The sequence below is a fragment of the Pseudomonas retamae genome (assembly GCF_043496865.1).
Lineage (GTDB): Bacteria > Pseudomonadota > Gammaproteobacteria > Pseudomonadales > Pseudomonadaceae > Aquipseudomonas > Aquipseudomonas retamae.
The window spans coordinates 72,384-96,973 of sequence record NZ_JBIEIL010000002.1; the positions used below are offsets into that span (position 1 = coordinate 72,384).

Annotated in this window: 20 protein-coding genes; 13 read left to right on the forward strand and 7 right to left on the reverse strand. The window is 60.1% G+C overall.

The window, feature by feature from the left end; translation table 11 throughout:
* Positions 1–30 precede the first annotated feature (30 nt).
* Together ACGSLL_RS03425 and ACGSLL_RS03430 are read right to left on the reverse strand one after the other, a co-directional pair.
* Positions 31–582 (reverse strand): RNA polymerase sigma factor, encoded by a 552-nt coding sequence (locus tag ACGSLL_RS03425; RefSeq protein WP_090282961.1) that lies wholly within the window; start codon positions 580–582, stop codon positions 31–33.
* Positions 579–1,301: a secretin and TonB N-terminal domain-containing protein gene (locus tag ACGSLL_RS03430; protein ID WP_394503210.1), complete on the reverse strand. Its 723-nt coding sequence runs from the start codon at positions 1,299–1,301 to the stop codon at positions 579–581. Before ACGSLL_RS03430 ends, ACGSLL_RS03425 begins: the two co-directional genes overlap by 4 nt.
* 149 nt (positions 1,302–1,450) lie before the next feature.
* On the opposite strand from ACGSLL_RS03430, the gene ACGSLL_RS03435 reads away from it, so the two are divergent.
* Positions 1,451–1,765, forward strand: coding sequence for a hypothetical protein (locus ACGSLL_RS03435; RefSeq protein ID WP_394503212.1), 315 nt, complete (start codon positions 1,451–1,453; stop codon positions 1,763–1,765).
* Between the two features lie 559 nt (positions 1,766–2,324).
* On the opposite strand, the gene ACGSLL_RS03440 is transcribed toward ACGSLL_RS03435, so the two are convergent.
* Positions 2,325–2,765 carry a carboxymuconolactone decarboxylase family protein gene (locus tag ACGSLL_RS03440; RefSeq protein ID WP_394503214.1) on the reverse strand — a complete coding sequence of 147 codons (441 nt, stop codon included), beginning with the start codon at positions 2,763–2,765 and terminating at the stop codon, positions 2,325–2,327.
* 503 nt (positions 2,766–3,268) lie between these two features.
* On the opposite strand from ACGSLL_RS03440, the gene pdxR reads away from it, so the two are divergent.
* The 4 genes from pdxR (at position 3,269) to ACGSLL_RS03460 (ending at position 6,687) form a co-directional block, all read left to right on the forward strand.
* Positions 3,269–4,702: a MocR-like pyridoxine biosynthesis transcription factor PdxR gene (pdxR, locus tag ACGSLL_RS03445; RefSeq protein ID WP_394503216.1), complete on the forward strand. Its 1,434-nt coding sequence runs from the start codon at positions 3,269–3,271 to the stop codon at positions 4,700–4,702.
* A gap of 123 nt (positions 4,703–4,825) precedes the next feature.
* Complete coding sequence (locus tag ACGSLL_RS03450) at positions 4,826–5,119, forward strand: putative quinol monooxygenase (protein ID WP_394503218.1); 294 nt, start codon at positions 4,826–4,828, stop codon at positions 5,117–5,119.
* A 235-nt stretch (positions 5,120–5,354) separates the two neighbouring features.
* Positions 5,355–5,756 (forward strand): cupin domain-containing protein, encoded by a 402-nt coding sequence (locus ACGSLL_RS03455; protein WP_394503220.1) that lies wholly within the window; start codon positions 5,355–5,357, stop codon positions 5,754–5,756.
* 217 nt (positions 5,757–5,973) lie between these two features.
* Positions 5,974–6,687: an ATPase gene (locus ACGSLL_RS03460; protein WP_394503222.1), complete on the forward strand. Its 714-nt coding sequence runs from the start codon at positions 5,974–5,976 to the stop codon at positions 6,685–6,687.
* A gap of 189 nt (positions 6,688–6,876) precedes the next feature.
* Here ACGSLL_RS03460 and ACGSLL_RS03465 read toward each other — a convergent pair whose 3' ends face one another.
* Positions 6,877–11,772, reverse strand: coding sequence for an NAD-glutamate dehydrogenase (locus tag ACGSLL_RS03465; protein WP_394503224.1), 4,896 nt, complete (start codon positions 11,770–11,772; stop codon positions 6,877–6,879).
* A 765-nt stretch (positions 11,773–12,537) separates the two neighbouring features.
* Here ACGSLL_RS03465 and ACGSLL_RS03470 point away from each other — a divergent pair.
* The 8 genes from ACGSLL_RS03470 (at position 12,538) to ACGSLL_RS03505 (ending at position 21,926) form a co-directional block, all read left to right on the forward strand.
* Complete coding sequence (locus ACGSLL_RS03470; RefSeq protein WP_394503226.1) at positions 12,538–13,737, forward strand: colicin-like pore-forming protein; 1,200 nt, start codon at positions 12,538–12,540, stop codon at positions 13,735–13,737.
* A gap of 719 nt (positions 13,738–14,456) precedes the next feature.
* Positions 14,457–14,810, forward strand: a complete 354-nt coding sequence (locus ACGSLL_RS03475) for a hypothetical protein (protein WP_394503799.1) — start codon at positions 14,457–14,459, stop codon at positions 14,808–14,810.
* A gap of 270 nt (positions 14,811–15,080) precedes the next feature.
* Positions 15,081–16,040: an AAA family ATPase gene (locus tag ACGSLL_RS03480; RefSeq protein ID WP_007913915.1), complete on the forward strand. Its 960-nt coding sequence runs from the start codon at positions 15,081–15,083 to the stop codon at positions 16,038–16,040.
* A 5-nt stretch (positions 16,041–16,045) separates the two neighbouring features.
* Positions 16,046–16,990: a DUF58 domain-containing protein gene (locus ACGSLL_RS03485; protein ID WP_394503230.1), complete on the forward strand. Its 945-nt coding sequence runs from the start codon at positions 16,046–16,048 to the stop codon at positions 16,988–16,990.
* Positions 16,987–17,484 (forward strand): DUF4381 domain-containing protein, encoded by a 498-nt coding sequence (locus ACGSLL_RS03490; RefSeq protein WP_394503232.1) that lies wholly within the window; start codon positions 16,987–16,989, stop codon positions 17,482–17,484. Before ACGSLL_RS03485 ends, ACGSLL_RS03490 begins: the two co-directional genes overlap by 4 nt.
* Positions 17,477–18,556 (forward strand): vWA domain-containing protein, encoded by a 1,080-nt coding sequence (locus ACGSLL_RS03495; RefSeq protein WP_258449516.1) that lies wholly within the window; start codon positions 17,477–17,479, stop codon positions 18,554–18,556. The genes ACGSLL_RS03490 and ACGSLL_RS03495 overlap by 8 nt, the downstream gene beginning before the upstream one ends.
* Positions 18,553–20,292, forward strand: coding sequence for a tetratricopeptide repeat protein (locus tag ACGSLL_RS03500; RefSeq protein ID WP_394503234.1), 1,740 nt, complete (start codon positions 18,553–18,555; stop codon positions 20,290–20,292). The genes ACGSLL_RS03495 and ACGSLL_RS03500 overlap by 4 nt, the downstream gene beginning before the upstream one ends.
* Positions 20,289–21,926 carry a BatD family protein gene (locus ACGSLL_RS03505; RefSeq protein WP_394503236.1) on the forward strand — a complete coding sequence of 546 codons (1,638 nt, stop codon included), beginning with the start codon at positions 20,289–20,291 and terminating at the stop codon, positions 21,924–21,926. The genes ACGSLL_RS03500 and ACGSLL_RS03505 overlap by 4 nt, the downstream gene beginning before the upstream one ends.
* Here ACGSLL_RS03505 and ACGSLL_RS03510 read toward each other — a convergent pair.
* The 3 genes from ACGSLL_RS03510 to ACGSLL_RS03520 all read right to left on the reverse strand — a co-directional run bounded on the left by ACGSLL_RS03510 (position 21,914) and on the right by ACGSLL_RS03520 (position 24,570).
* Positions 21,914–23,515 (reverse strand): ABC-F family ATP-binding cassette domain-containing protein, encoded by a 1,602-nt coding sequence (locus tag ACGSLL_RS03510; RefSeq protein ID WP_394503238.1) that lies wholly within the window; start codon positions 23,513–23,515, stop codon positions 21,914–21,916. The genes ACGSLL_RS03505 and ACGSLL_RS03510 overlap by 13 nt on opposite strands.
* Positions 23,516–23,734: 219 nt before the next feature.
* A complete protein-coding gene (locus ACGSLL_RS03515; protein ID WP_394503240.1) occupies positions 23,735–24,163 on the reverse strand; it encodes a hypothetical protein in 429 nt (142 codons plus the stop codon).
* A gap of 164 nt (positions 24,164–24,327) precedes the next feature.
* Positions 24,328–24,570: a hypothetical protein gene (locus ACGSLL_RS03520; protein ID WP_394503242.1), complete on the reverse strand. Its 243-nt coding sequence runs from the start codon at positions 24,568–24,570 to the stop codon at positions 24,328–24,330.
* Positions 24,571–24,590 lie beyond the last annotated feature (20 nt).

Below are 24,590 nucleotides of genomic sequence, written 5' to 3' on the forward strand. Positions count from 1 at the left end.
CGCGCAGATTCTCAACCAATTGATCGGGCTCTATTCAGAAGACGGTTTTCCGGCCCCGCGACCGAACCGCTGAAACACTTTTCTTTCCAGTTTCGCTGCGCAGTAGCCCAACGCGGCTTTGATTTCCTTCTCGACCATGCGCGTGGAGATGCCGAAGCGCTGGGAGATTTCCAGGTGCGGCGCCTCTTCCAGGCGTGCGGCGATGAAGATCCGTCGGCGTCGCGCGGGCAATTCGTAAAGGGCGCTGAGCAGTGACTGGATTTCCTTTTGCCCGCCGACCACCCGCGACGGATCGAGCGATTCGTCGCCGATCTGCAGCAGCTCTTCGACTTCCTCGCCGGTGAGCAGACGCGCGTCGGCCTGACGGCGGTCGGCGGCGATGTTCAGGGCCATGCGATAAAGGTAGGCGTTGGGCCGCAGGACGTTCGGCGGCGTCTCCATGCGGTCGACGCGCAGCCAGGTTTCGTGCAGCACATCGTTGGCCAGGTCCTCCGAACCGAGACGGCGGCGCAGACGTCCGCGAAAATCCTCGTAGGACGTCAGAAACAGTTGCGCCAGCGACCCTTGTCCGGTGTCTTTCATCCCCCGGAAACTCCTTCCCATGTGGTGCATTCCATGCGTTTCCCTGACGACTCCGGTAACAACAGCAACGTGACCGGCTGACGCAAGGCACTGGGCGTCGGCCGGTCGATCCTGAATTGGCGAAAGCTTTCCACCAGCGCGTTGTCGCGCCGTACATCGCCGGTCGAAGTGACCAACCGGTTGTGTTGCACCACGCCGTCGCGCCCGACCCAGACCTGCAACAGCGCGCGGTAACTGCCCGGCCGGGTCAGCGGCGAGCGACACAGATTGCGCTCGACCGCGGCCTGCACTGCCGTGGCGTAACTGCGGCTGACGGCGATGCTTTCCGCCGACTGCTTTTGCGGCGGCGCCGGCACGTCTTCGACCTGCGCCACTTGCAAGGTAAACGCGTCGGCACGGGCATACCGCGCCATCAAGCCACTGCCGCCGAGCAGTCGACGCAAGGCATCGGCGGCGGTGTATTCACCGTCCACCGCCAACGAGCGGCGGCCGCGACTCAACTGACTGTCGACCAGCACCGCGACGCCGGTGGCGTGGCTGTATTGGTCCAGAGCATCCGCGAGGTCCTGTGCCGGAATGTGCAGCGTCATGCGCATGTCCGCGGGCGGCGGTTGCGCGCCGACCGGGCTCGCCGCGCAGCCAAGCAACCACCCCAGACAGATCCGGCGCACAAGAATCGTTGAACGCTGAAAACCGCCTCGGGAAGTGCCTCGCTGCACGGCTGACGAATCCTTGAAAATCGTCATCCTGAGGGCTGTTTATGAATCTGGTGTGACGGCCGGTGCAAAAAAACCATCACGGGATTTACGCCGGGCTTGCACTAGACTCAAGGCATCGCGCGGCCGCTTCGGCCGGCCAGGAGGCGAGCATGAAAACATCGTGGCGAATCACCCTCGGCGGGCTGTTGCTGACCGCTGCATCGAGCGCTTATGCCGAGGAACCGTTGGGTTGTGTGGAGGTGACGGTCGGCGGTTATAAAGCGCCGAATTACGATTGCCTGAGCCAGCAAATGGGCAACAACCCCGACGGCGCAGCGGCGGCGCAGAAGAATCTGGAAGCGCTGAATGTACCAGTTAGCAAGCGACCGCCGAATCAGGTCGGCCTGGCGACACCGGCCGCGACCAGCACGCGAATGGGCAACACCTTCGGCACCTCGGTGAAACCGCAACTCCCACCACAATAAACCCACCCTCACCCACTGATCGTTCCCACGCTCTGCGTGGGCATGCAGCCCGGGACGCTCCGCGTCCCCTCCCAAGCCGAACGCGGAGCGTCCGTGGCGGCATTCCCACGCGGGAGCGTGGGAACGATCATGAAACCCACCCTCACCCACTGATCGTTCCCACGCTCTGCGTGGGCATGCAGCCCGAGATGCTCCGCGTCCCTTCCAGAGCCGAACGCGGAGCGTCCGTGGCGGCATTCCCACGCCGGAGCGTGGGAACGATCATGACCAAAACCGTGCCTCCCGGATCGTTCCCACGCTCTGCGTGGGAATGGGGCCCGGGACGCTCTGCGTCCCCCTCCACAGCCGAACGCGGAGCGTCCGTGGCGGCATTCCCACGCGGGAGCGTGGGAACGATCATGAAACCCACCCTCACCCACTGATCGTTCCCACGCTCTGCGTGGGAATGGGGCCCGGGGCGCTCTGCGTCCCCCTCCACAGCCGAACGCGGAGCGTCCGTTGAGGCATTCCCACGCCGGAGCGTGGGAACGATCAGCGCGCACCTGCGGTAGTCCGACGCTCAGTCGCTGGGGGTTTGGCGGAAGCTGACGGCGAGGCGATTCCAGCTGTTGATCGTGGTCACCGCCATGGTCAGGTCGACCAGTTCGCCTTCGCTGAACTGCTCGCGCGCCTGGTGATAAACGTCATCCGGCACGCGACTGTCCGCCAGCAACGTCACCGCCTCCGCCCAGGCCAGCGCAGCTCGCTCGCGCGGGTTGAAGAAGTTGCTGTCGCGCCACACTGCAACCGCATACAGGCGCCGATCACTTTCCCCGGCCCGTCGCGCATCCACCGAATGCATGTCCGTGCAGAACGCGCAGCCGTTGAGCTGCGAGGCGCGGATCCGGATCAATTGCAGCAGCGGCGGCTCGATGCTCAGGTTGGCGGTCAGCGCCTCCATGGCAATCATCGCTTTCATCGCCTTGGGCGAAGCGTTGTAGTAATCCAGGCGCGGGGACATGGGCAGGTCTCGGTGGACGGAATGATGAGAGCACCGTAAGCGCTGACGGGCGCGGGTTACAGCCCCAATATTTCGATTTATCACCACACCACTTAGCTGAGGTTCACGCGATGATCGTTCCCACGCTCCGCGTGGGAATGCAGCCATGGACGCTCTGCGTTCGGCTCTGGAGGGGACGCGGAGCGTCCCGGGCTGCGTTACCACGCAGAGCGTGGGAACGATCCGGTAGGCACGGCTTTGGTCATGATCGTTCCCACGCTCCGCGTGGGAATGCAGCTATGGACGCTCTGCGTCCACTGTGACGCAGAGCGTCACGGGAGGCTTTACCACGCGGAGCGTGGGAACGATCAGGTGAAACGCTTTCGCGAGCAGGCTCGCTCCCACAAAATTTGCCCACAGGTTGTAGGCCAATTCCGAGTTTTTCGGGTAGGCAACTATTGCCAGTCCGCCAATAGCAGTAATCTGGCCGACACTTCACTCACCGCCCCCGGAGCCCCGTCGGTATGGAACTTCATGTCGTGATCAACGGCCGCAAGGATCTGGCCGGTCAGTTGTATCAGCAACTGCGCGGGGCGATCGAATCCGGGCGGCTGGCGGCGGGTACGCAACTGCCGCCCAGCCGCCTGCTCGCCGAGCAACTGGGCATCTCGCGCAAGACCATTTCCGACACCTACGCGCAGCTGACCTACGAAAACTTCCTCACCGGGGTCATCGGCAAAGGCACTTACGTCAACGCCCGCCCGGCGCAGATCCAGCGCAAGCAGAGCCACAGCGAACTGGCCAGCGCCGAGGTGATCGAGAGCTGGTGCAATCTGCCGGTATTCCTGCGCCATCCAACACTGGCCGGCTCGTTGCGTTACGACTTCATCGGCGGCGCCACCAGCAAGGGCCAGTTCCCCCACGATGACTGGCGCCGCTGCGTGTCCCACGCGATGCGCCAGATGGCCCAGTCCAAGGGCTTCTACAGCCTGCCCGAAGGCCTGCCGGCGCTGCGCAACGCGATTGCCCGACACATCGCGTTTTCGCGCGGAGTCAATTGTCAGGACGAGGACATCGTCGTGTGCAACGGCGCGCAACAGGCGCTGGACCTGATCAGCCGCGTGCTGACTCGCCCCGGCAGCATCGTGGCGATGGAAGATCCCGGTTATCCGCCGGCTCGCCTGCTGTTCGGCACCCATGGCGCCGAAGTGGTCGGCGTACCGGTGGATGCCGAAGGCATGCAGGTCGAGCACATTCCCGATGGCACGCGCCTCATTTATGTCACGCCATCGCACCAGTTCCCGCTGGGCATGCCGATGAGCCATGCGCGCCGCGAAGCCCTGCTGGCCCGCGCCCATGAGCTGGGCGCAATCATCATCGAAGACGACTACGACAGCGAGTTCCGCTACGAAGGCCGGCCAACCGATTCGCTGTTCAGTCTCGACCAGCGCGGCATCGTCGCCTACGTCGGCACCTTCTCGAAAACCCTGCTGCCCGAACTACGCCTGGGTTATGCGATTCTGCCGCCGGCGATCCTCGAAGCGGTGATCCGCGCCAAGCAGCTCACCGACCTGCACGCCTCGACCCTGCCGCAATGGGCGCTGGCCAAGTTCATCGCCGAGGGCTGCCTGCTCAAGCACATTCGCCGCTGCCACACCATTTACGCGCAGCGTCGCGAACGCATTCTGGCGCGCATGGCCGATGATCTGTCGCCGTGGCTGGAAGCGGTGCCACCGAGTGCCGGTTTCCATATGACCGTGTGGTGCAAGGTGCCGATTGATCTACCGCTGGTGATCGAGCTGGCGAAAAAGGTCGAGGTTGGCCTGTACGCGATCAACGGTTTCTATTACCAGCAACCGGCGAAAAACGGCCTGTATTTTGGCTTCGGCGCGATCGAAACTTTGGACATCGACACCGCGCTGGATCGCCTGCGCGACATCCTCGAACAGCTCGCCTGAGCCATTGGCCTCAGGATTTAACCGCCGATTGGTTATTGGTCTTCGAGGGTTGCAGGCCTATTCTGCACAGGCGTTATCCCTCAATGAGCAGGATTCGTCCGGCCTGATTCAGGAGTGTGAGCAATGTCCAACGAAGTGATCAACACCGTGCAGGTGCAGGCTGCCGCCGGCCGTTCGGAGGAACTGGGCAAGCAATTGCAGAGAATCGTCGACACCCTGCGCGAAACCCCGGGCTGCGATTCCTACCTGGTCGACCGCTGCCCCGAGGACAGCCATCGCTGGACGGTCAGCGCGCGCTGGCAGTCGGAAGCGGCGATGCAGGCGCATTTCAACCGGCCCGAGGCCCAGGGGTTTATCGACCTGATCGATAGCCGCTTGGCCAATAGTGTGGATTTCAACAGCTTTCCCATCGTCTGAACCGGCCCCTTCGCGAGCAGGCTCGCTCCCACTAGGTTATGTGTTGCTCACAAAATACCTGAGCACCGTTGAATCCTGTGGGAGCGAGCCTGCTCGCGAAGGCGTCTAGCGCCGCACCGCAAATATCCCTGACTCCGCCAATTGGTCACCCCAACTTCTCGAACATTGGCCGTTTGAATGCCCCAACCTGCGGACTACTGTGATCAGCAACACTCAACCTCACAGGTAACCCGCCATGAAAGCCCTGCCTCTGCTCGCCGCCGCCCTCGCCTTCAGCCTTTCGACCGCCACCCTGGCCCACGACCCCTCGGAAAAAGTCACCGTGCTGCAAGAGCAACTGCTGAAAAACGCCCCCGGCAAAAAAGCCATGATGATCGAGGTCGACTACCAGCCCGGCCAGTCGTCCATCGCCCACAAACACGACGGCACGGCGATGGCGTATGTGCTGGAGGGCGAAGTGGTTTCCCAGGTCAAAGGTGAACAGCCGGTCACTTACAAGAAAGGTCAATTCTGGTACGAAGCGGCCGGCTCCGAACATCTGGTGTCGAAAAACGCCAGCCAGAGCAAGCCTGCCAAGCTGCTGGTGTTCATGGTCCTGGCCCCGGATGAACCGGTGCTGATCCCGCTGAAAAACTGATGGCTGCACGACCAGCCATAAATAAACCGGCGCCAATCGTGTATTGGCGTTTTTTAATTTCCGCCAGTCATTACCCGCCATCGGTTACAGCAAATAAAACTAGCGACGCGCATTTGCCTCAGGCAATTGTCAGGTTGGCGGGTTTAGTCTGAATGTTCCGTCGTCAATGACGACACTCAGAACCTACCGACCGCTGTTGTCTCACGGGAGTAACACCATGAACCGTGCGTTAGTCAGTGCCCTTGTGTTATCGCTTATAGCCGTGTCCGCCTGCTCGGTCCCCACCGCGCCGCAAGCGGTTTCATCCCTCGACACGCTTTTGCCCCACCCGACCGGCCGCAGCAGCGCAACCCTGGTGAAAAGCGGTCCCGGCGTGTCCCTTGGCGTGATCTACAGCCCAAGCACCCAGACCAACCGCCAATACCTGCGCGACTATCAAGCCAACGCCGGCACCGGTTTCGGCCAGAGCCTGCTGGTGCAATCGATCCACGACGCTTACGTCGCCAGTTCAAAACCGGACATGGCGGTGGAATGGGTCAACGCCTCCCTGCAACGCCAGTTCGGCGCGGTGACGGTCTACCCGGACATGCAAAGCCTGCGCGCTGCCAAGCCGGATGTGGTGGCGATCGTCGACACCCACAGCCAGTTGATCACCTCGCGCAGCTCCGACATCAAGGCCAATGTCAGTGCCGATTTTTATGATGCGCAACTGAACTACATCGGCACGGCGAAAGGCTCCGAGGCCAGAGAACTGACGCCGGTATGGGCGGATTTCAAGCGGTCTGAGGAGATCGTTGCCGATATCAATCAGCAGCAGGATGTGCAGGTTCGGGCGTTGCAGGAATTTGATCGGTCGTTGAGCAATTTGGTGGCGCGGCCGGCGGGTGATGTGTCGTTGCTCGAAGGTAAACACGCTCAGAAGTTGTATTGAATCAAAAGGCCCCTTCGCGAGCAGGCTCGCTCCCACAGGGTCCAAGGTTGTTCACACTTTCTGTTATCAACAAATAACCTTGTGGGAGCGAGCCTGCTCGCGAAGGGGCCAGACCAGACAACACAAATCCTTCAGGCATAAAAAAGCCCCGGCATCTCACGACACCGGGGCTTTTCATTCAACCACTACTTACGCCAATTCAAGCTCGGCATTCGCAGCAGCCGCAGGCACGATCACTTGCCCGCTCAATGCCAGATCCAGCAGTTCGCGGTTGGCGACGGCATACATGGCGTAGTCCGTGCCGCTCGCGGCGCGGATTTCCACCAGCATGGCGCGCCAGCGCGAGATCATGCTTTCGTGCTGTTCCATCCACAGCGCCAGGCGTGCTTCCACGTCCTGGGTGCCGTCGCCCTGTTGCAGGACGGAGATGGTGATCGCGCGTTGCTGCCAGTCGACGTCGTCACGGAACGCTTCACGGGCCAGGGCCTGCCAGTTGTTTTCAACCGGCAGAGCGCTGATCTGTTGCAGGTACCAGGTGATGTCCAGCGCCGAACCCACGGCGAAGTAGGCCTTGGCTACTTCAGCAGGGTTCTGCCCCGTGACGTCGGAGGCTTCAATGATCGGCAGCAGCGTGTACAGGTGCGAAGTGCCCGCCACCATACGCGCCAGCAATTCCGGCACACCCGCAGCCACGTAAGCCTGATAACGCGCCTGCCAGTTTTCGCGGATTTCGCCGCTGAGCAGTTCGTCGAGTTTCAAACCCAGCTCTTTCAGGTGCGGACCGAAATGCGCGACGTCACGGGCAGCGTTCTGCTCGTTGCGACGGGCACGCAGGAACCAGCGCGTGGCGCGGCGACCCAGACGCATCAGCTCGTCCATCAGCTCCAGTTGCACGTCAGCGGAGACCTGATAGTCCAGCGCTTCGATCTGACGGAACCAGTGCGGGAGGTGGAAGATGTCGCGTACGATCACATAAGCGCCGGCCACGTTCGCCGGGCTCATGCCGGTCGACTCTTTGAGTCGTTGAACGAAGGTGATGCCCATGTGGTTGACCAGGTCGTTGGCGATCTGGGTGCTGACAATCTCACGCTTCAGACGGTGACGACGCATGGCTTCGGAGAACTTGCTGACCAGGGTCGGCGGGAACGCCGTTTCCATGTCGCGGGTCAGGTAATCGTCGTCCGGCACCTGCGAGCCCAGCAGCTGCTCCTTGAGGTCGATCTTGCTGTAGGAAATCAGCACCGACAGCTCAGGACGGGTCAGGCCGTGGCCTTCAGCGATACGCTCGGCCAGTTGCTCTTCGGTCGGCAGGAACTCGATGGCACGGTCCAGCTTGCCACGGCCTTCCAGATCGCTCATCAGACGCTTGTACTCAGCGATGCGCGCATACGCACGACGCGCCGCCAGGGACAGGGTCTGAGTCTGCTTGTAGTTGTTGCCCAGCACCAGATTGCCGACTTCGTCGGTCATGCTCGCCAGCAACTGGTTGCGTTGCTTGTCGGTCATGTCACCGGCCTGAACCACTTCGTTCAGCAGGATCTTGATGTTCACTTCGTGGTCGGAGCAGTCCACACCACCGGCGTTGTCGATGAAGTCGGTGTTGGAACCGCCGCCATTGAGGCCGAATTCGACACGACCCAGTTGGGTCATGCCGAGGTTACCGCCCTCGCCCACGACTTTGCAGCGCAGTTCGTTGCCGTTGACCCGCAGTGCATCGTTGGCCTTGTCGCCGACGTCTGCATGGCTTTCGGTGCTGGCCTTGACGTACGTGCCGATACCGCCGTTCCACAACAGATCAACCGGGGCCTTGAGCAAGGCGTTGAGCAGTTCGGTCGGGGTCAGCTTGTCAGCCTTGATGTCGAAGCGTTCCTGCATCTGCGGGGTGATCGCGATGCTCTTCGCGCTGCGCGAGAAGATCCCGCCACCTTCAGACATGATGCTGGTGTCGTAGTCGGTCCAGGCCGAACGCGGCAGGTCGAACAGACGCTGACGCTCGACGAAGCTGGTCGCCGGGTTCGGATTTGGATCGATGAAGATGTGCATGTGGTTGAAGGCCGCGACCAGTTGCAGCTTGTCGGACATCAACAGGCCGTTACCGAATACGTCACCGGCCATGTCGCCGACGCCGACCACGGTGATGCTGTCTTCCTGAACATTGATGCCGCGCTCGCGGAAGTGGCGTTGTACGCCGACCCACGCGCCTTTGGCGGTGATGCCCATTTTCTTGTGGTCGTAACCAGCCGAACCACCGGAGGCGAACGCGTCACCCAGCCAGAAGCCGTAATCGATGGCGATGCCGTTGGCGATGTCGGAGAAGGTTGCAGTGCCCTTGTCCGCTGCCACTACCAGGTACGGGTCATCGTCGTCATGACGCACGACGTTGGCCGGCGGTACCAGCGCGCCGTCCTTCAGGTTGTCGGTGATGTCCAGCAGACCCGAGATGAAGATGCGGTAGCAGGCGATGCCTTCGGCCGCGATCTCGTCACGGCTGCCGCCCAGTGGCAGACGACGCGGCAGGAAGCCACCCTTCGCGCCCACCGGTACGATGACCGAGTTCTTCACTTGCTGGGCTTTCACCAGGCCGAGGACTTCGGTACGGAAGTCTTCTTCACGGTCGGACCAGCGCAGGCCACCACGGGCAACGTTACCGAAGCGCAGGTGCACGCCTTCAACGCGTGGCGAGTAAACGAAGATTTCAAACTTCGGTACTGGCTTCGGCAATTCAGGGATCGCGTGCGGGTTGAACTTGAAGCTGAAGTACGACTTGTTCTGGCCGTTGGCGTCAGTCTGATAGAAGTTGGTCCGCAGCGTGGCTTTGATCAGATCAAGGTAACGACGCAGGATGCGGTCTTCGTTGAGCACCTGGACGTCGTCCAGTGCGGTCAGAATCGCTTGTTCCAGACGCAGTTGCTTGTCTTCCAGATCATCGTCGCTGAGCTTGCGCGCCAGATAGAAGCGGGTCTTGAACAAACGAGTCAGTTCGCGAGCGATGTCAGTGTGGTTGTTCAGGGTGCTGGCGATGTAGCCCAGATCGAAGCCCAGACGAATCTGCTTCAGGTAACGCGCATAGGCACGCAGCAGCGCAACGTCGCGCCATGGCAGGCCGGCGGTCAGCACCAGACGGTTGAACGCATCGTTTTCGGCGTCGCCACTGACGATGTGGACAAAGGCATCCTGCAGGGTGTCGTTGAGTTGCTGGATGTCGAGGTCCAGGCCTTCAGCGGCGGTGAACGCAAAGTCGTGAATCCAGAACTCGCGGCCATTGGTGTGACGCAGACGGTACGGGAATTCACCCAGCACGCGCAGGCCAAGGTTTTCGAGGATCGGCAATACGTCGGACAGCGCCAGCGGCGTGTCGGCGTGATACAGCTTGCAATGCAGCTCGCGCTGGCCGGAAACCTGGCCCAGCGGCTGATAGAAACTCATCACCAGCGGATTTTTTTCGTTGAGGCTCAGCAGATGCTGCATGTCGACCACGGCCGAATGCGCAGCGAAACGCTCGCGGTAGCCGGCCGGGAAGCCTTTCGGGAAATCCGCCAGCACGTTGGTGCCGTGGGCTTCGCCGAAGCTTTCGACAGTCAGTGCGGCATAGTCGTCCTGCCAGCTGCGGCAGGCCTGAACCACTTCTTTTTCCAGTAGCACCGGATCGATATCGAGACGGTTTTTCGGGTCGACCCGCAGAATCAACTGCACGCGCGCCAGTACCGACTCGGAGAAGAACGTCCAGAATTCGCAGTCGGAAGCCTTCAGGCGCTCCATCAGCACTTGCTGGATCTTCTGGCGCACTTCGGTGGAATAGATGTCGCGCGGCACGTAGGCCAGGCAGTAGCAGAAACGCCCGTACGGGTCTTTGCGCAGGAACACGCGGATCTTGTTGCGCTCCTGGATCTGCACGATCGACATCACCGTGGTGAACAGTTCGTCGACCGGGGTCTGGAACAGATCATCACGCGGCAGCACTTCCAGCACCTGCGCCAGCTCCTTGCCCAGGTGAGCCTTGGACTGGAAGCCGGAGCGACGCTCGATTTCTTCGACCTTGCGGCGAATGAACGGGATGACCCGCACGCTCTCGCCATACACCGAGGAGGTGTACAGGCCCATGAAGCGGTGTTCCTTGATGACCTTGCCGTCGGCGTCGATTTCGCGGATCGACACGTAGTCCGGGTACGCCGGACGGTGCACGCGGCTCGGGTGCGCGGCCTTGGCGAACGACAGCGGCGTCGGTTCACGCAGGTAGGCTACGGCGTAGTCTTCGATGCGCAGGTCTTCGTAGGTCAGGCCGGTGCGCAGCAGTTTGGTCAGGCCGAGAAAGGAGTTCTGGTCATACTCGATGTGACCGCCGTCGGCCTGATCGGTAACCACGAACTCTTCGTAGCCGAGGAAGGTGAAGTGGTTGCCCACCAGCCATTCCAGGAAGCTTTTGATTTCGTTCTTTTCATCGGCGTCGATGGCGAATGCACTGCCGTCGAGCTTGCCGAGAATTTCCTGGACCTTGGCTTTCATCGGCTCGAAATCGGCGACCGCGACGCGGACTTCACCGAGAACCTGTTCCAGCTCTTTGCTCAGCACGTTCAGCTCGGCCGCATTGGCGCAGCGGTCGATTTCCAGGTACATCAGCGATTCGTGCAACACGTCTTCGCCGGTGCTGCCTTTTGGCAGGATTTCCAGCAACTCGCCCTTGCTGCCACGGCGTACGCTGAGCACGGTGGTTTGCAGGGTGTGGATGCTGTAGCCGCGACGGTTCAGCTCGGTGCGGACCGAGTCGACCAGAAATGGCAGGTCGTGGTGCAGGACTTCGACGGCGGTGTGGGTCGACTGCCAGCCGTGGCGTTCGTAATCAGGGTTATAGACGCGCACTTGCGGTTGCGCGTGATCGAAGCGCTCAAGCAGGCGCCACGCGGAAAGAGTACAGCCAGCGAGGTCGGAGAGGCGACGTTGAGTCAGCTCGTCCAGAGAAATGATGCCGAAAAATTGTTCAGCGAACAGCGCCACTTGTGGCAGTGCCTGTTCACTGATGTGCTGCGCCAGTGCCGCTTGCAGTTGGTGCTGGAAGTCGGCTTTGCTGGCTGCGGTGAAGAACGCCATCTGTGGTACTCCGCTTAAGCTTGTTATTGATGGAAAGCGTCGCGTGCAACACCCCTTTCGGGGCCTGTGTCGCCCTGTTCCTGATTCTCGGGCAGAGGAAACAGGGTGACAGGTGGGTGAAGCTGGACGAGACCCTCAGGTCACATTCACCTTCCATTGAATGGGCAGCTGCAAAAGCGACTGTCCTGACCGCCGACAATGCCTTTACGGGTGCCCATCCGATGCGCAGCTTAAAGGGTGCGACAATGTGTCTGCTTGCGGTGCTGCGACATATTCGGTCATCGCCACGTAAAGCAAGGCTCTGGCACCGGTAAACACTAGCAGTCGTGACAAAAGAACGCGCACTCAAAGCCCGGTTTTACGGCACATTCGTTCCACAAATCGTCACACCGCCGCTACATATCCGGAAATGAAAACGCCCAACGCCTTTGTACGGACCCTGATGGCCGCATCCGGTTCAGCTCAGGGGGCGATTGACGCGGATCGCTTTGCAGGCGCAGTGACTATTCGAAAACAGCGTTACCGCGAGCACTGATCACACCATCCAGTATTGCCGAACTTATCAGTGCTCACTTAAACAAATTACATAAAAACAGTCAGTTAAAAACCGCTTCACTTTTTCTTACAAGCCGCACCGAAACACCCCACACACTTATCAGAACACTTTGTGATATTCCGCCTTGTTCGTATCCGCGTTGAGCGCTAACAATATGAAACACCTCACCGTCCGACGGATCGGACCTTGAACGCACAAGGAACTTGCAAATGTCTCAACTGGAACTACCAGGAATCATCACCTACCGCGACGGCTCATGGGAAATCATCAATCTGAACCCAAAAAAGATTCGCGGCGATATCAGCAAGAATTACCCTTTGGGTAATCCAATGCACGGATTTACACTGGCCATTCAAAACGACTTCCATGCACGCAAACAAAATCTGGAAACCAACCTGCAGTCTGAATTAAACCAGATCGACAATACGCACCCACCCCTTGCAAACGTAACACCCGACGCATGGCTGTCACGCACCTTAAATATAGTCAACGAACTATTATTCAAGAAAAACAAAGAACTGCAACAGCAATTGAAGATTATAAAAACTGCGAAGCTATATGCAAAACTGGAGGCCACTTACAATGCAATGATCCTTAATGATCAAATTGCAAGCCTTCAGAACAGACAAACCAAGTTGTATGCAGAAGTGGATCGTCGCCAGGCTGAGGCTATTGCGGTGCAACAAGCTGCCGAAGCCGCTCGCCGAATCGAGGAAGCGCGCCAACAGGCGCAAGAGCGGGCACGTCTGGCCGCCATTGCCGAGGCCAAACGCATCGCTGAAGAGAAAGACAGAATCGCGAAGGAGCAGGAGGAAGCCAGGCAGATCGATGAACATAAACGTGCGGTCGCTTTCGTCGCAGACGCGAATAAATACATCTTCGAAAAATATGGCGCCAATCTGCACCAGGTCGTAATGGATCTACAAAAGGACATTGCGGGAAAGAAGATCAGAAACTACAACGAGGCGATGGAAACCTTTGAAAAGGTGCGGTCCAATCCGCACGCAAACCTTGGCCCGCGAGACACTCGAGCAATCGTCGAAGCACTCAACGCGCTGGACAAGGCTACATACATGGACAATGTAAATCGACTTGCGAAAGGTTTTGGTGTCGCAGGCAAAATGGTTCAGGCGCATTCAGTGGTAGACAAGACCATCACTGGCTTCAAGGACGGAAATTGGAAACCTTTGATGCTTGAACTGGAAAGCATCGGAGTCGGCATGGGCGCAGTCGCGGCATTGGCGGCACTGGTCTCGATGCTCAATCCCGGCTTTGCCGCTAGCGCCATGGGTATCATCGCCGTTGGCTTGATCATCGCCTTGATCGCAGCCCTTCTGGATGCCAAAAATGTCGAAAAAATAAACAACTTGATCCTTGATCAATTCGCTAAATGGACCGACCCCCAATAAAAATGTAGCAGGGGGTCGATTTTTTAAAACTCCCCCCCCTCGCAATGAAACTGATAAAACTTCCTCGCGCTCGGGTGCAGCTTATGACAAAAACAATACTCAAAGAGTCTTTGCCTATGCTTGCACTCGGAATTTATGTCACTCCTATTTTTCTCATAAATTTAGTGCTTCCCGCCGTACCGGAATCAAGCCTGGATCTGGTGATCGATCAATTTCTTGACGAACAACTGTTTGGACTGATTGGCTTTTGGTCATCATTTTTCCCTTTTAGCTCAAAAGCGACTGCAAACTACATAGCCGTTTCCGGGCCATTACTTGCTATCGTCTCAATGCGCCATGCATTTATCGAAAAGTTTGATTCGCGACAGTTCGACCAGATAACACTCAAGCGATATCTATGTGTGTTTTTGAGCGGCCTGATTCTCTCAGCTCTGTTCATCTGGTTTTTTTATTTAACCTCAACCGATCTCGGAACAGCCGAAGGCAAGTACGGAAATTTGTTTGGGCTAAATATCGTCTTCTTCTCTATACACAACGCAGCGCTATCTTTTTTCCTATTTCTTTTGGTGCCTATTCTTATACACCGCTGCCTTTACTACATCCCTTGCCAAAAAATAAAAAAATGGATAGCGCATAGAAAAGAATCACGCGAAAGCAGAAAAAATTTCCCCTGGGTGGCAAACTTGTATTTTTTCTCGCGCCTCATCAGGAAACCTCCCATGCAAATGACCACCGCCCTGCTCATCGTCAACCCGTGCGATGACGAAGAAGACAACATGGCCATGCTCTGCTGCCACAGCGACAAGGGCGAGATGTTTCTGATGAGCCGCTACCCGGACGAGGATGAGCTGGAAATTACACTGGACGGCGAGCCATCGACGCTGGACGGCGTGAAGGTCACGTTGACCTCGACGCTGTTGAAGATCGAGATTGCTGCGGCGGATGCCGATGCGTTGAACGGGGATGATGTGCTGGAGATCAGCTTCAATCCGGATATGGTGGATATGGATGAGGTTGTCGAGACCCTCAAGAACATCCTTGATGGGACGGGTACCTTCATTAGCGAGATTTAATGGCGTCCGGACTGGCCCCATCGCGAGCGGGCTCGCTCCCACATTTGAACAGCGTGCACACCGTCAATGTGGGAGTGAGCCTGCTCGCGAAGAGGCCCTAAAGAACACCGCACCTCTCCCGTCAACAAAAAACCAACAAATCCCCCAGTCATTTCCCGCACTTTGCGCAAAATGCCGTTAGTCGCCACCCCCCGCGATGGATTAAAGTAACGCCCCCAGCCACGGCGTTATCGATCGCCCGTGGCCACCCCTTTGCAGGAACCGTCACCGATGGAACATCGTGAAGCGCTGCTGGCGCTGCGAACCTTTCTTTCAACGCAGATTCTCGGCCAGGAAAAGCTCATCGAGCGTTTGCTCATCGCCCTGCTCGCCGACGGCCACATGCTGGTCGAGGGCGCGCCGGGGCTGGCCAAGACCAAAGCGATCAAAGAGCTCGCCGAGGGCATCGAAGCCCAGTTCCATCGCATCCAGTTCACCCCCGACTTGCTTCCGGCCGATATCACCGGCACCGAGATCTATCGCCCGGAAACCGGCAGTTTCGTGTTCCAGCAAGGGCCGATCTTCCACAACCTGGTGCTGGCGGACGAAATCAACCGGGCCCCGGCCAAGGTGCAATCGGCCCTGCTCGAAGCCATGGCCGAGCGTCAGGTCAGCGTCGGGCGCAGCACCTACGAACTGTCGCCGCTGTTTCTGGTGATGGCCACGCAGAACCCGATCGAGCAGGAAGGCACCTATCCGCTGCCGGAAGCGCAGCTCGACCGTTTTCTCATGCACGTCAAGATCGGTTTCCCGGACGCCGCCGTCGAGCGGCGCATTCTGCAGCAGGCCCGTGGCGAAGCGCTGAACGGCGAAACCAAACCCGAGCGCCGCGTCAGCCAGCAGGCGATCTTCGCCGCACGCAAGGAAATTCTTGGCTTGTACATGGCCGACGCGGTGGAGGAATACCTGGTGCAACTGGTCATGGCCACGCGCAACCCGGCCAAGTTCGATCCGGAGATGGCCGAGTGGATTGCCTACGGCGCCAGCCCGCGCGGCTCGATCGCGCTGGACCGCTGCGCCCGCGCTCACGCCTGGCTGGCCGGTCGTGATTTCGTCAGCCCGGAAGACATTCAGGCCGTACTGTTCGACGTGTTGCGCCATCGCATCATTCTGTCCTTTGAAGCCGAAGCCGCGGGCATCGATCAGGACCGTGTGGTGCAGCGGATTCTCGACGTCGTCGCCGTCGCTTGACTCCCATGAACGCCGCCCTGCCCGACGAATCCGCGATCCGCATCAACCTCACCGAGTTGATCGAGATGCGTCACCGCGTGCGCGAGGTGCAACTGTTTTCCACGCCGAGTCAGCGCAGCCCGCTGATCGGCCTGCATCACTCGAAATTCCGCGGGCGCGGCGTCGACTTCGATCAGGTGCGGGTCTATCAGGCCGGCGATGACGTGCGCACCATCGACTGGCGCGTGACGGCGCGCACCCAGGAGCCGCACACCAAGCTGTTCCACGAAGAACGCGAACGGCCGATCTTCATCATGGTCGAGCAAAGTACGCGGCTGTTTTTTGGCTCCGGGCTGATGTTCAAGTCGGTGCTGGCGGCGCAAGTGGCTGCGCTGATTGGCTGGGCCGCGCTGGGCCACAACGACCGTGTCGGCGGGTTGGTGTTCGGCGATAACGAGCATTACGAAATCAAGCCACGGCGCAGCAAACAAAGCCTGCTGCAATTGCTCAATCGTCTGGTGAAGGTCAACCAGTCGCTGCACAGTGAACGTGAGCCGGACCGCGACGCCCTGGGCGTGGCCCTGCGCCGCGGGCGTGAAGTGCTGCGACCGGGCAGTCTGGTGATCGTGATCTGCGATGAGCGTGCCTTATCCGACAGTGCCGAGCAGCAGCTGAGCCTGCTGTCGCGGCATTGCGATCTGTTGCTGCTGCCACTGTCCGACCCGCTCGATCACGCCCTGCCCGCCGCCGGGCTTTTGCGCTTCGCCCAAAAAGGCGCGCAACTGGAACTCGACACCTTGAACTTCGACCTGCGCCAGACCTATCGCGCCCAGGCAGAGGCGCGCATTGCTCGCTGGGAATTGCTCGCGCAGAAATTGCGCGTGCTGTTGATGCCCCTGAGCACGCAGAGCGAAATGGTCGAGCAGATGCGCGAATTCCTCAACCCGCAGCGGCCGGGGACCGGTCGATGAACGGCCTCGAACAGCTGCAACCGCTGATTTCTCCGCCGCCGATCGGCTTCTGGCCACCGGCGCCGGGCTGGTGGCTGTTATTGCTGCTGTTGCCGCTGCTGGGTTTCGCCGTGTGGAAGCTGCGTCGTTTCATTCCGGTGAGAAAACGCCCGGTCGTACGTGCCGAACAGCTGCTCGACCCGGTACGCATCGCCGCCCTCGCGGAACTCGCGCAAATGCCCAAGCCCTATGACGGCGCGCCGGCCGGCGCCTGGCTGCAGCAGCTCAACGGCCTGCTCAAACGCCTGTGTCGCAACCACTATCCCTACAGCCAGAGCCACACCCTCAACGGGCGTAAATGGCTGGCGTTCCTCGACAACCGTTGCCCGGCGGCTGGCCTGACACGCTGGATGGTGCTGGTCGAAGGCGCCTACAAGCCGGAATGCAAACTCGACGACAAAGCCATCGCCGGCCTGACCCAGGCGGTCGACACGTGGATTCGCAAACATGTTTGAGTTCGCCTGGCCGTGGATTTTCGTGCTGTTGCCGCTGCCGTGGCTGATGCGGGTGCTGCTTCCGGTCGCCGACAGTGGCGAGCCGGCGCTGAAAGTCAGTTTTCTCGCCGACCTCGAAGGCCTCGCCCGACGTCGCGCCCGGGCCAACCTGCCAGCGTGGCGGCAACAGGCTCCGTTCATGCTGTTGTGGTTGTTGCTGCTGGTCGCCGCCGCGCGCCCGCAATGGCTCGGCGAACCGCTGCCGATTGCCGCCAGCGGTCGCGATTTGCTGGTGGCGGTGGACGTGTCCGGTTCGATGGACTTTCCCGACATGCAGTGGCAGGACGAAGAGGTCAGCCGCCTGTCACTGGTCCAGCACTTGCTCGGCGACTTTCTGGAAAGCCGCGAGGGTGATCGGGTAGGCCTGATCCTGTTCGGCAGCCAGGCCTATCTGCAAGCGCCGCTGACCTTCGACCGGCGCACCGTGCGCATCTGGCTCGACGAGGCGCGAATCGGCATCGCCGGCAAGAACACCGCGATTGGCGATGCGATCGGTCTGGCGCTGAAACGCCTGCGCCTGCGTCCGGCGCAAAGCCGCGTATTGATTCTAGTGACTGACGGCGCCAACAACGGCGGCGAAATCGATCCGCTGACGGCCGCCCGACTCGCCGCCAGCGAAGGCGTAAAAATCTACCCGATCGGCATCGGCGCCAACCCCGAAGACAGCGGCTCCACCGGCCTGCTCGGTGTCAACCCGAGCCTGGACCTCGACGAGCCGGCGCTCAAAGCCATCGCCGACGTCACCGGCGGGCAATACTTTCGCGCCCACGATGGCCTCGAGCTGCAAACCATCAAAGACACACTCGACCAGCTCGAGCCGGTGACCCAGCAACCGACCCAGGCGCGCCCGGCTCAGGCCTTGTATCACTGGCCGCTGGCCTTGGCGCTGTGGTTGAGCCTGTTATTGGTCGCCCGCGAACTGTGGCCGGACAACCCGCTGCAACGCCTGCTCAACAAGGAACTGAATCTGCAAAGTCCGTTGCCTGACTGGCGCGAGCGCCTCAAGCGCCTGCGCTTGCGGAGGCGTCGATGATCGCCCTCTGGCCGCACTGGTTCCGCCCGTGGTGGCTGTTGTTGTTGCCGCTGCTGGGCTGGATGATCTGGCAGCTCTGGCACCGGCAGAAACGCGCCGGGCGCTGGCAAATGATTCTGCCGCCAGCCTTTCACGCCACCCTGCTCAGCGGCGGCAATGGCCGCGACAGCAAACTGCCGTGGGTCGCCCTCGGCGTGGCGTGGCTGCTGACGATTCTGGCGTTGCTCGGGCCGAGCTGGGAGCGCGTCGAACAGACCAGCCAGAAACCGGCCGACCCGTTGGTGGTGGTGCTGGAACTGACCGCGGAAATGCTCGCCACCGACTCGCCTCCGACGCGTCTGGAGCAGGCCCGGCGCAAGCTCTTCGACTTGTTGCAGGCGCGCAGCGATGCGCAGACCGCCATCGTCGTCTATGCCGGCAGCGCCCACACGCTGGTGCCGCTGTCCGATGATCTGGCGACCAGCCGCAACCTGCTCGATGCGCTGAAACCGTCGTTGATGCCACAAAGCGGCCATCGTGCTGATCTGGCTGTCAGCAAAGCCTTGGCCTTGCTGGAACAGGGTGCACTCGGCCAGGGGCGGATTCTGTTGATCGGCTCGTCACTCGATGAGCAAGAGCGCGACGGCATTCGTCGGGCGCTGCGCGGGCAATCGGCGCAACTGCTGATGCTCGGCATCGGCACCGCTGAAGGTGCGCCGATCGCCCAAGAAGACGGCAGTTTCCTCAAGGACGAACAAGGCGCGATTCGCGTGCCGCAACTCGACAGCCCGGGTCTGACGGCATTCCTCGACAGCGTCGGCGGTGAATACCACGCGGCGCGTCTGGACGAAGGCGACCTCGGCGCGCTCGGCCTGCTCAACGGCCCGCGCAGTCTGCGCGACGACGGCCAGACCGTGCGCCTCGACACTTGGGCCGATCAGGGCTATTGGCTGCTGCTGCCGCTGTTGTTGCTCGCCGCGTGTGCCGGGCGTCGCGGCTGGCTGTTCTGCCTGCCGCTGCTGCTGTGCCTGCCACAACCGAGCTACGCTTTTGACTTTGAAGACCTGTGGTTACGCCCGGATCAACAAGGCCTGCACCTGCTCAAACAGAAGCGTCCGGCCGAAGCCGCGCAACATTTTGAAGATCACCAATGGCAAGGGGTGGCGTTGTACGAGGCCGGCGACTACAGTGGCGCCGCCCAGCGTTTTGCCGAAGGCAGCGATGCCCGCGCCCACTACAATCGTGGCAATGCCTTGGCGAAAAGCGGCGAGCTGGAAGCGGCGATCGACGCCTATGAACAGGCGCTGGAACTGCAAGCGGATCTGCGTCCGGCGCAGACCAACAAGGCGCTGGTGGAAAATTTGCTCAAGCAGAAAAACGCCCCGCCACCTGTTGAGCCAGAGAGCAAGCCGAGCGAACAGCCGAGCCTGCCCGGCGAGGAACCTTCGCCTGCCAGCGCTCCGCCTCCAGCGGCCAACAACGAAAGCCCGAGTGAAGCGCAAGCAGGCGAGTCGACCAGCGAACCGCCACCGACCACGCCGCCGCAGCCCGGCCCCAACGAAGTGCCGGGCAGCAATGAGGCCGAGGAAACGGACACCGTGCCAACCCTGCGCCCGAGCGAGAACAATCTCGAAAGCGAGCAGCGTCAGGCACTGGAACAATGGCTGGGCAAGATCCAGGACGATCCGGGCGAATTGCTGCGGCGCAAATTCTGGTACGAACAGCAACAACATCAGGATCAGGAAAACACTCGATGACCCGCTTCACCGCTCTCTTGCTGCCCCTGCTGCTCTGCACGGCCACCGCCCAGGCGACCGAGCTGACCGCCAGTGTGGATCGCAGTCGCCTGAACTCCGGCGAGACGGTCGAGCTCACCCTCGAAACGGATGACGTCACGCAGTTCGGCAAGCCCGATCTGACTGCGCTGGAACCGCTGTTCGAGGTGCGCGGCACGCGCCAGGTCAACCAGTTGAACACCCTCAACGGCGACAACCGCGCGACCACCCGCTGGATCATCACCCTGCTGCCGAAAGAAAACGGCAGCGTGGTGATTCCGCCGCTGCAGTTGGGCGAGGCGCAGAGCCAGCCGATCACCGTGCAAGTCATCGAGAGCGACACCCGCGAAAGCCAGAACAGCCTCGACCCGGTGTTCATCGAAGCCAGCCTGGACCAGTCCAGCGTCTATGTGCAGGCGCAGGCGATTCTGACACTGCGCATCTACCATTCGGTGTCGCTGTACGACGACAGCAGCCTGACTCCGCTGCACATCGCCGATGCGCGCATCGAGCAACTGGGCGACACACGCACCTACGAAAAAGACCTCAACGGTGTGCGCCACGGGGTGATCGAGATGCGCTATGCGATTTATCCGCAGCACAGCGGCTTGCTGACCATCGCGCCGCAAACTTTCAGCGCCACCCTGGTCGACACGCAGCCGTCTCAGGACGCGAATGCTCAGGGGCCGAAGCCGGGCAAACTGATGCGCGTCAGCTCTGCGCAAATCCCGCTGACCGTTAAACCCAAACCGCTGACCTACCCGGTCGATGCGCCCTGGCTGCCCGCCCGCAGCCTGAGCCTGAGCGAAAGCTGGAACCCTGAACCTGAACACACCCAGGTCGGTGACTCGCTGACCCGCAGCCTGACCCTGAAAGTCGAAGGCCTCGCCAGCTCGCAGCTCCCCGCCTTGCCCGCCACCGAGGTCGCCGGCCTGCGTCGCTACCCCGACCAACCGGTGCTGAGCAACCAGAGCAGCGAGCGCGGCCTTATCGGCAGCCGCGAAGAGCGCGAAGCGCTGGTGCCAAACCGCAGCGGCGCAATCGACCTGCCGACCGTCGACGTAGTCTGGTGGAACACCTTCGAAGACCACCTCGAACACAGCAGCCTGCCCGCGCGCACCCTGCAGGTGGCCAACAACCCGAGCCTGCAAATCGACACCCCGGCCGGCACCCTGCAACCGAGCAGCGTCGACAACGACGTGCTGTGGTGGTGGAAACTCAGCACCCTGATCCTCGCCTGCACCACCCTGCTCGGCTTCGGCCTGTGGTGGCGCGCCCGCTGGCAACCGGCAATCCACCGCGCCGCCCAGACCGGCCCGAGCCCACGCACCTTGATGGACGACATCAAACGGGCCAGCCAGGCCAACGACCCGCAAGCCACGCGGCAGGCACTGGATGCGTGGGCGCGGCAGCAGCCGGAAACACTGGCGGACATGGCGGCGCGGTTTGTGCCGCTGTCGGATGCGCTGGATGGGTTGAATGGTGCGCTTTACAGCGAAACCGGCCAGCATTGGCAGGGTGAGGATTTGTGGCGGGCGATCCGCACGATACCGCCGGCGGAGCGGGTGCAGGATCCGGTGGGTGACAGTGGGTTGCCGCCGCTTTATCCCAAATGACGTGGCTTTTTTCCGAGATGCAATTGGGCGTCCAGATGTATCGCCTGTAAAAAAGCACTATCGTGAGAGACCACCATCAAAGCCCCGGTGTATTGATTGAGCATCTGTTCGAGAGCGATTTTACTGGGCAAATCCAAATGGTTATCCGGCTCATCCAGTAACAGTAATTGTGGCGGTCGCAACGCATACAACTCTGCGGCCAAGGCAATTTTCAGGCGCTCCCCGCCGCTCAACAGACAGGTTTTGAGCATCGCTCGATCCGCACCGATACCCATCTGCGCCAGCCGCGTCCTTGCCTCGGCTTCTGGCAACTGCGGGTTACTCTCGTAAAGCCATTGCACCGCCGTACGTTGAGTGTGCTGCAACCCGGCATGTTGATCCAGCCAACCGACATGGCAACTGCGCATGACCTCCCCCGCACGCGCTGGAATTTGCTCAGCGATAACTTTCAAAAGGGTCGACTTGCCGCTCCCGTTTTCGCCCATAATTGCCATGCGTACAGGCCCCGTCAGCGTCAGGTTGACCGGTTCCGTGTGGCCGAAAGGCAGCACGACATTGATCAACTGCACGATCAGCTTGCCATCGGGCACCGAGCACTCTGGTGACAGCATCACGCGCTGGATGTCCGGTGCACAGCGCGCCCGTGCCTCGGCAATACGTTGCTGTTGTTGATCGCGGGCCAACTGTTGGTTGAGGTGCAACTTGCCCTGACTGTTTTCACTGCGCTCTTTTTGCGCGTTGGTAATCAGTTTCGTCTGGTTGCCATTACGCGCCTGGCGATCGCCGCGCGCATTTCGCCGCTGCTGACGCTCCATCTGCACGGCCATCTCGCGTTGCTCGCGTTTGGCTTGTGCCCGCTCACCTTGCAATGCCGACTGGAACGCCTGCTGTTGCTGCTCACGCGCAGCTGAGTAATGACTGTAGTTACCGCCATACACCGTCAGCCCGAGGGGCGACAGCTCGATAATTTCGTTGACGCATTCCAACAGACCGCGGTCGTGGCTGATCATGATCAAACCGTTGGGCCAGCGCTCGATTTGTTGGGCAAGTTTGTGTTGCTGATCGATATCCAAGTGGTTGCTGGGCTCATCCAGAAGCAACCAGTCGGCTCTTGATAACCACGCCCCCATCAGCGCTACCCGCTGGCGCTCACCGCCGCTGAGTTCGTCGGTAGGCGAGTCGGCATCTAAACGACCGAGGCCAAGTTGCTGCAGTTCTGCCTCAAGGCGTGTGGCGCAATCCCATTGATCGACCGCCAAAGCATGGTCGGCATCGTCGACGCTGCCTTGGGCAATACGCGCCAGCGCCGCCAGAACTGGCTCGACCCCGGCCAGTGCGGCGACGGTGGGATAGCGCTCGGGCTCGAGTAATTGCGTTACTGCATACACCCGACCTTCGCGGCGGACAATGCCACTGCTGGGCTGCTGCTCGCCCATCAAGAGCCGACCGAGCAACGACTTGCCACTCCCATTGGCACCCACTATGCCTGTTACCCCGGTATTGAAAGTGTGGTTCAAGTTTTCGTACAGCACGCGCCCGTCCGGGAGGTTGAACGACACATGATCAAGTTGCAGTAACCGTTGAGTCATGACACATCCTTGAATAATCGGCCCGATGGGGACCGCACCACTTTCCGATGACGCCCGACAGCAACCGGCGGATGGGCAAGGATCGTAAAAAGGGGACAGACAACGTTTTCGGAGTACTTTCCAAACGTAGTCCATCCTCACTTATCCAAAAACTTTATTAAGTTAAAGACCTTTGACCCCTCGAGGCAGACCACGTTTATTTAAACGTGGTCTGCCCCATTATCCTCCTAAAGCTTCGCGCCGCAGATCAATATATAAAGCGGTGATCAATCCGTCGTCACCGTGAACATAAAACCCCATACCCAACTCGCCGACTTCAAATCCGTCATCGTCAACGACGGGGTCAATACCGTTGCGACGAAACAAAGCCAGCACGTCCGAAGATGTTTCGCCTACCAGCTTGTGCCCGCTCCAGGACACCTGGCTTCTTTCGAAAAACTCTACCCCTTTGACCACATCTCGCTCGTCGTAATAGACATGAAGGTCGAGTTGAATATACGCATCCGTAGTATTCAAGGAGTTAGTCGTCTTCCAGAACACGTCGAAACCGTCTCCCAGAATCTCGCGCACTTGACCTCTGGACAGCTTGCCATTCAAGGGGCCAACCGTTCCGTACTGCGCAATTGAAAAGTCCAAGGTAGCCATCATTGCTTCACCTGATAAAACGTAACCACCGGGCCGTAATTCTCATCCGAGTTCGACACCTCGACATCGAAAAACCTGTCCGGGAATTTCTGCTTCAACACCATTCGCCACGCAAACCCGATCACCTCGCAGAGCTGAAGAAATACGTTGGCCGATACACCATCGCCCTATTGACCAAAAACGTCATAGATCTTCACGCAATTCAAAAGCCGTTCAGCCTCCGCCATGTCGCCATAGGCCAGGCTCATGCAGCGCGCGAACGTTTCGTCTGAAAAATTTCGCTCCAGGAAAACGCCTTCCTCAGACACGACGAACGCCGGAAAGAGCAATGTCGAAAACATCAATATTTGTTCCGGGTGACATTGATCGTTGATATACGAATGAATATCCAGCCTTGCTGATTCGCCCACTGCTGCTTCCAAACATCATA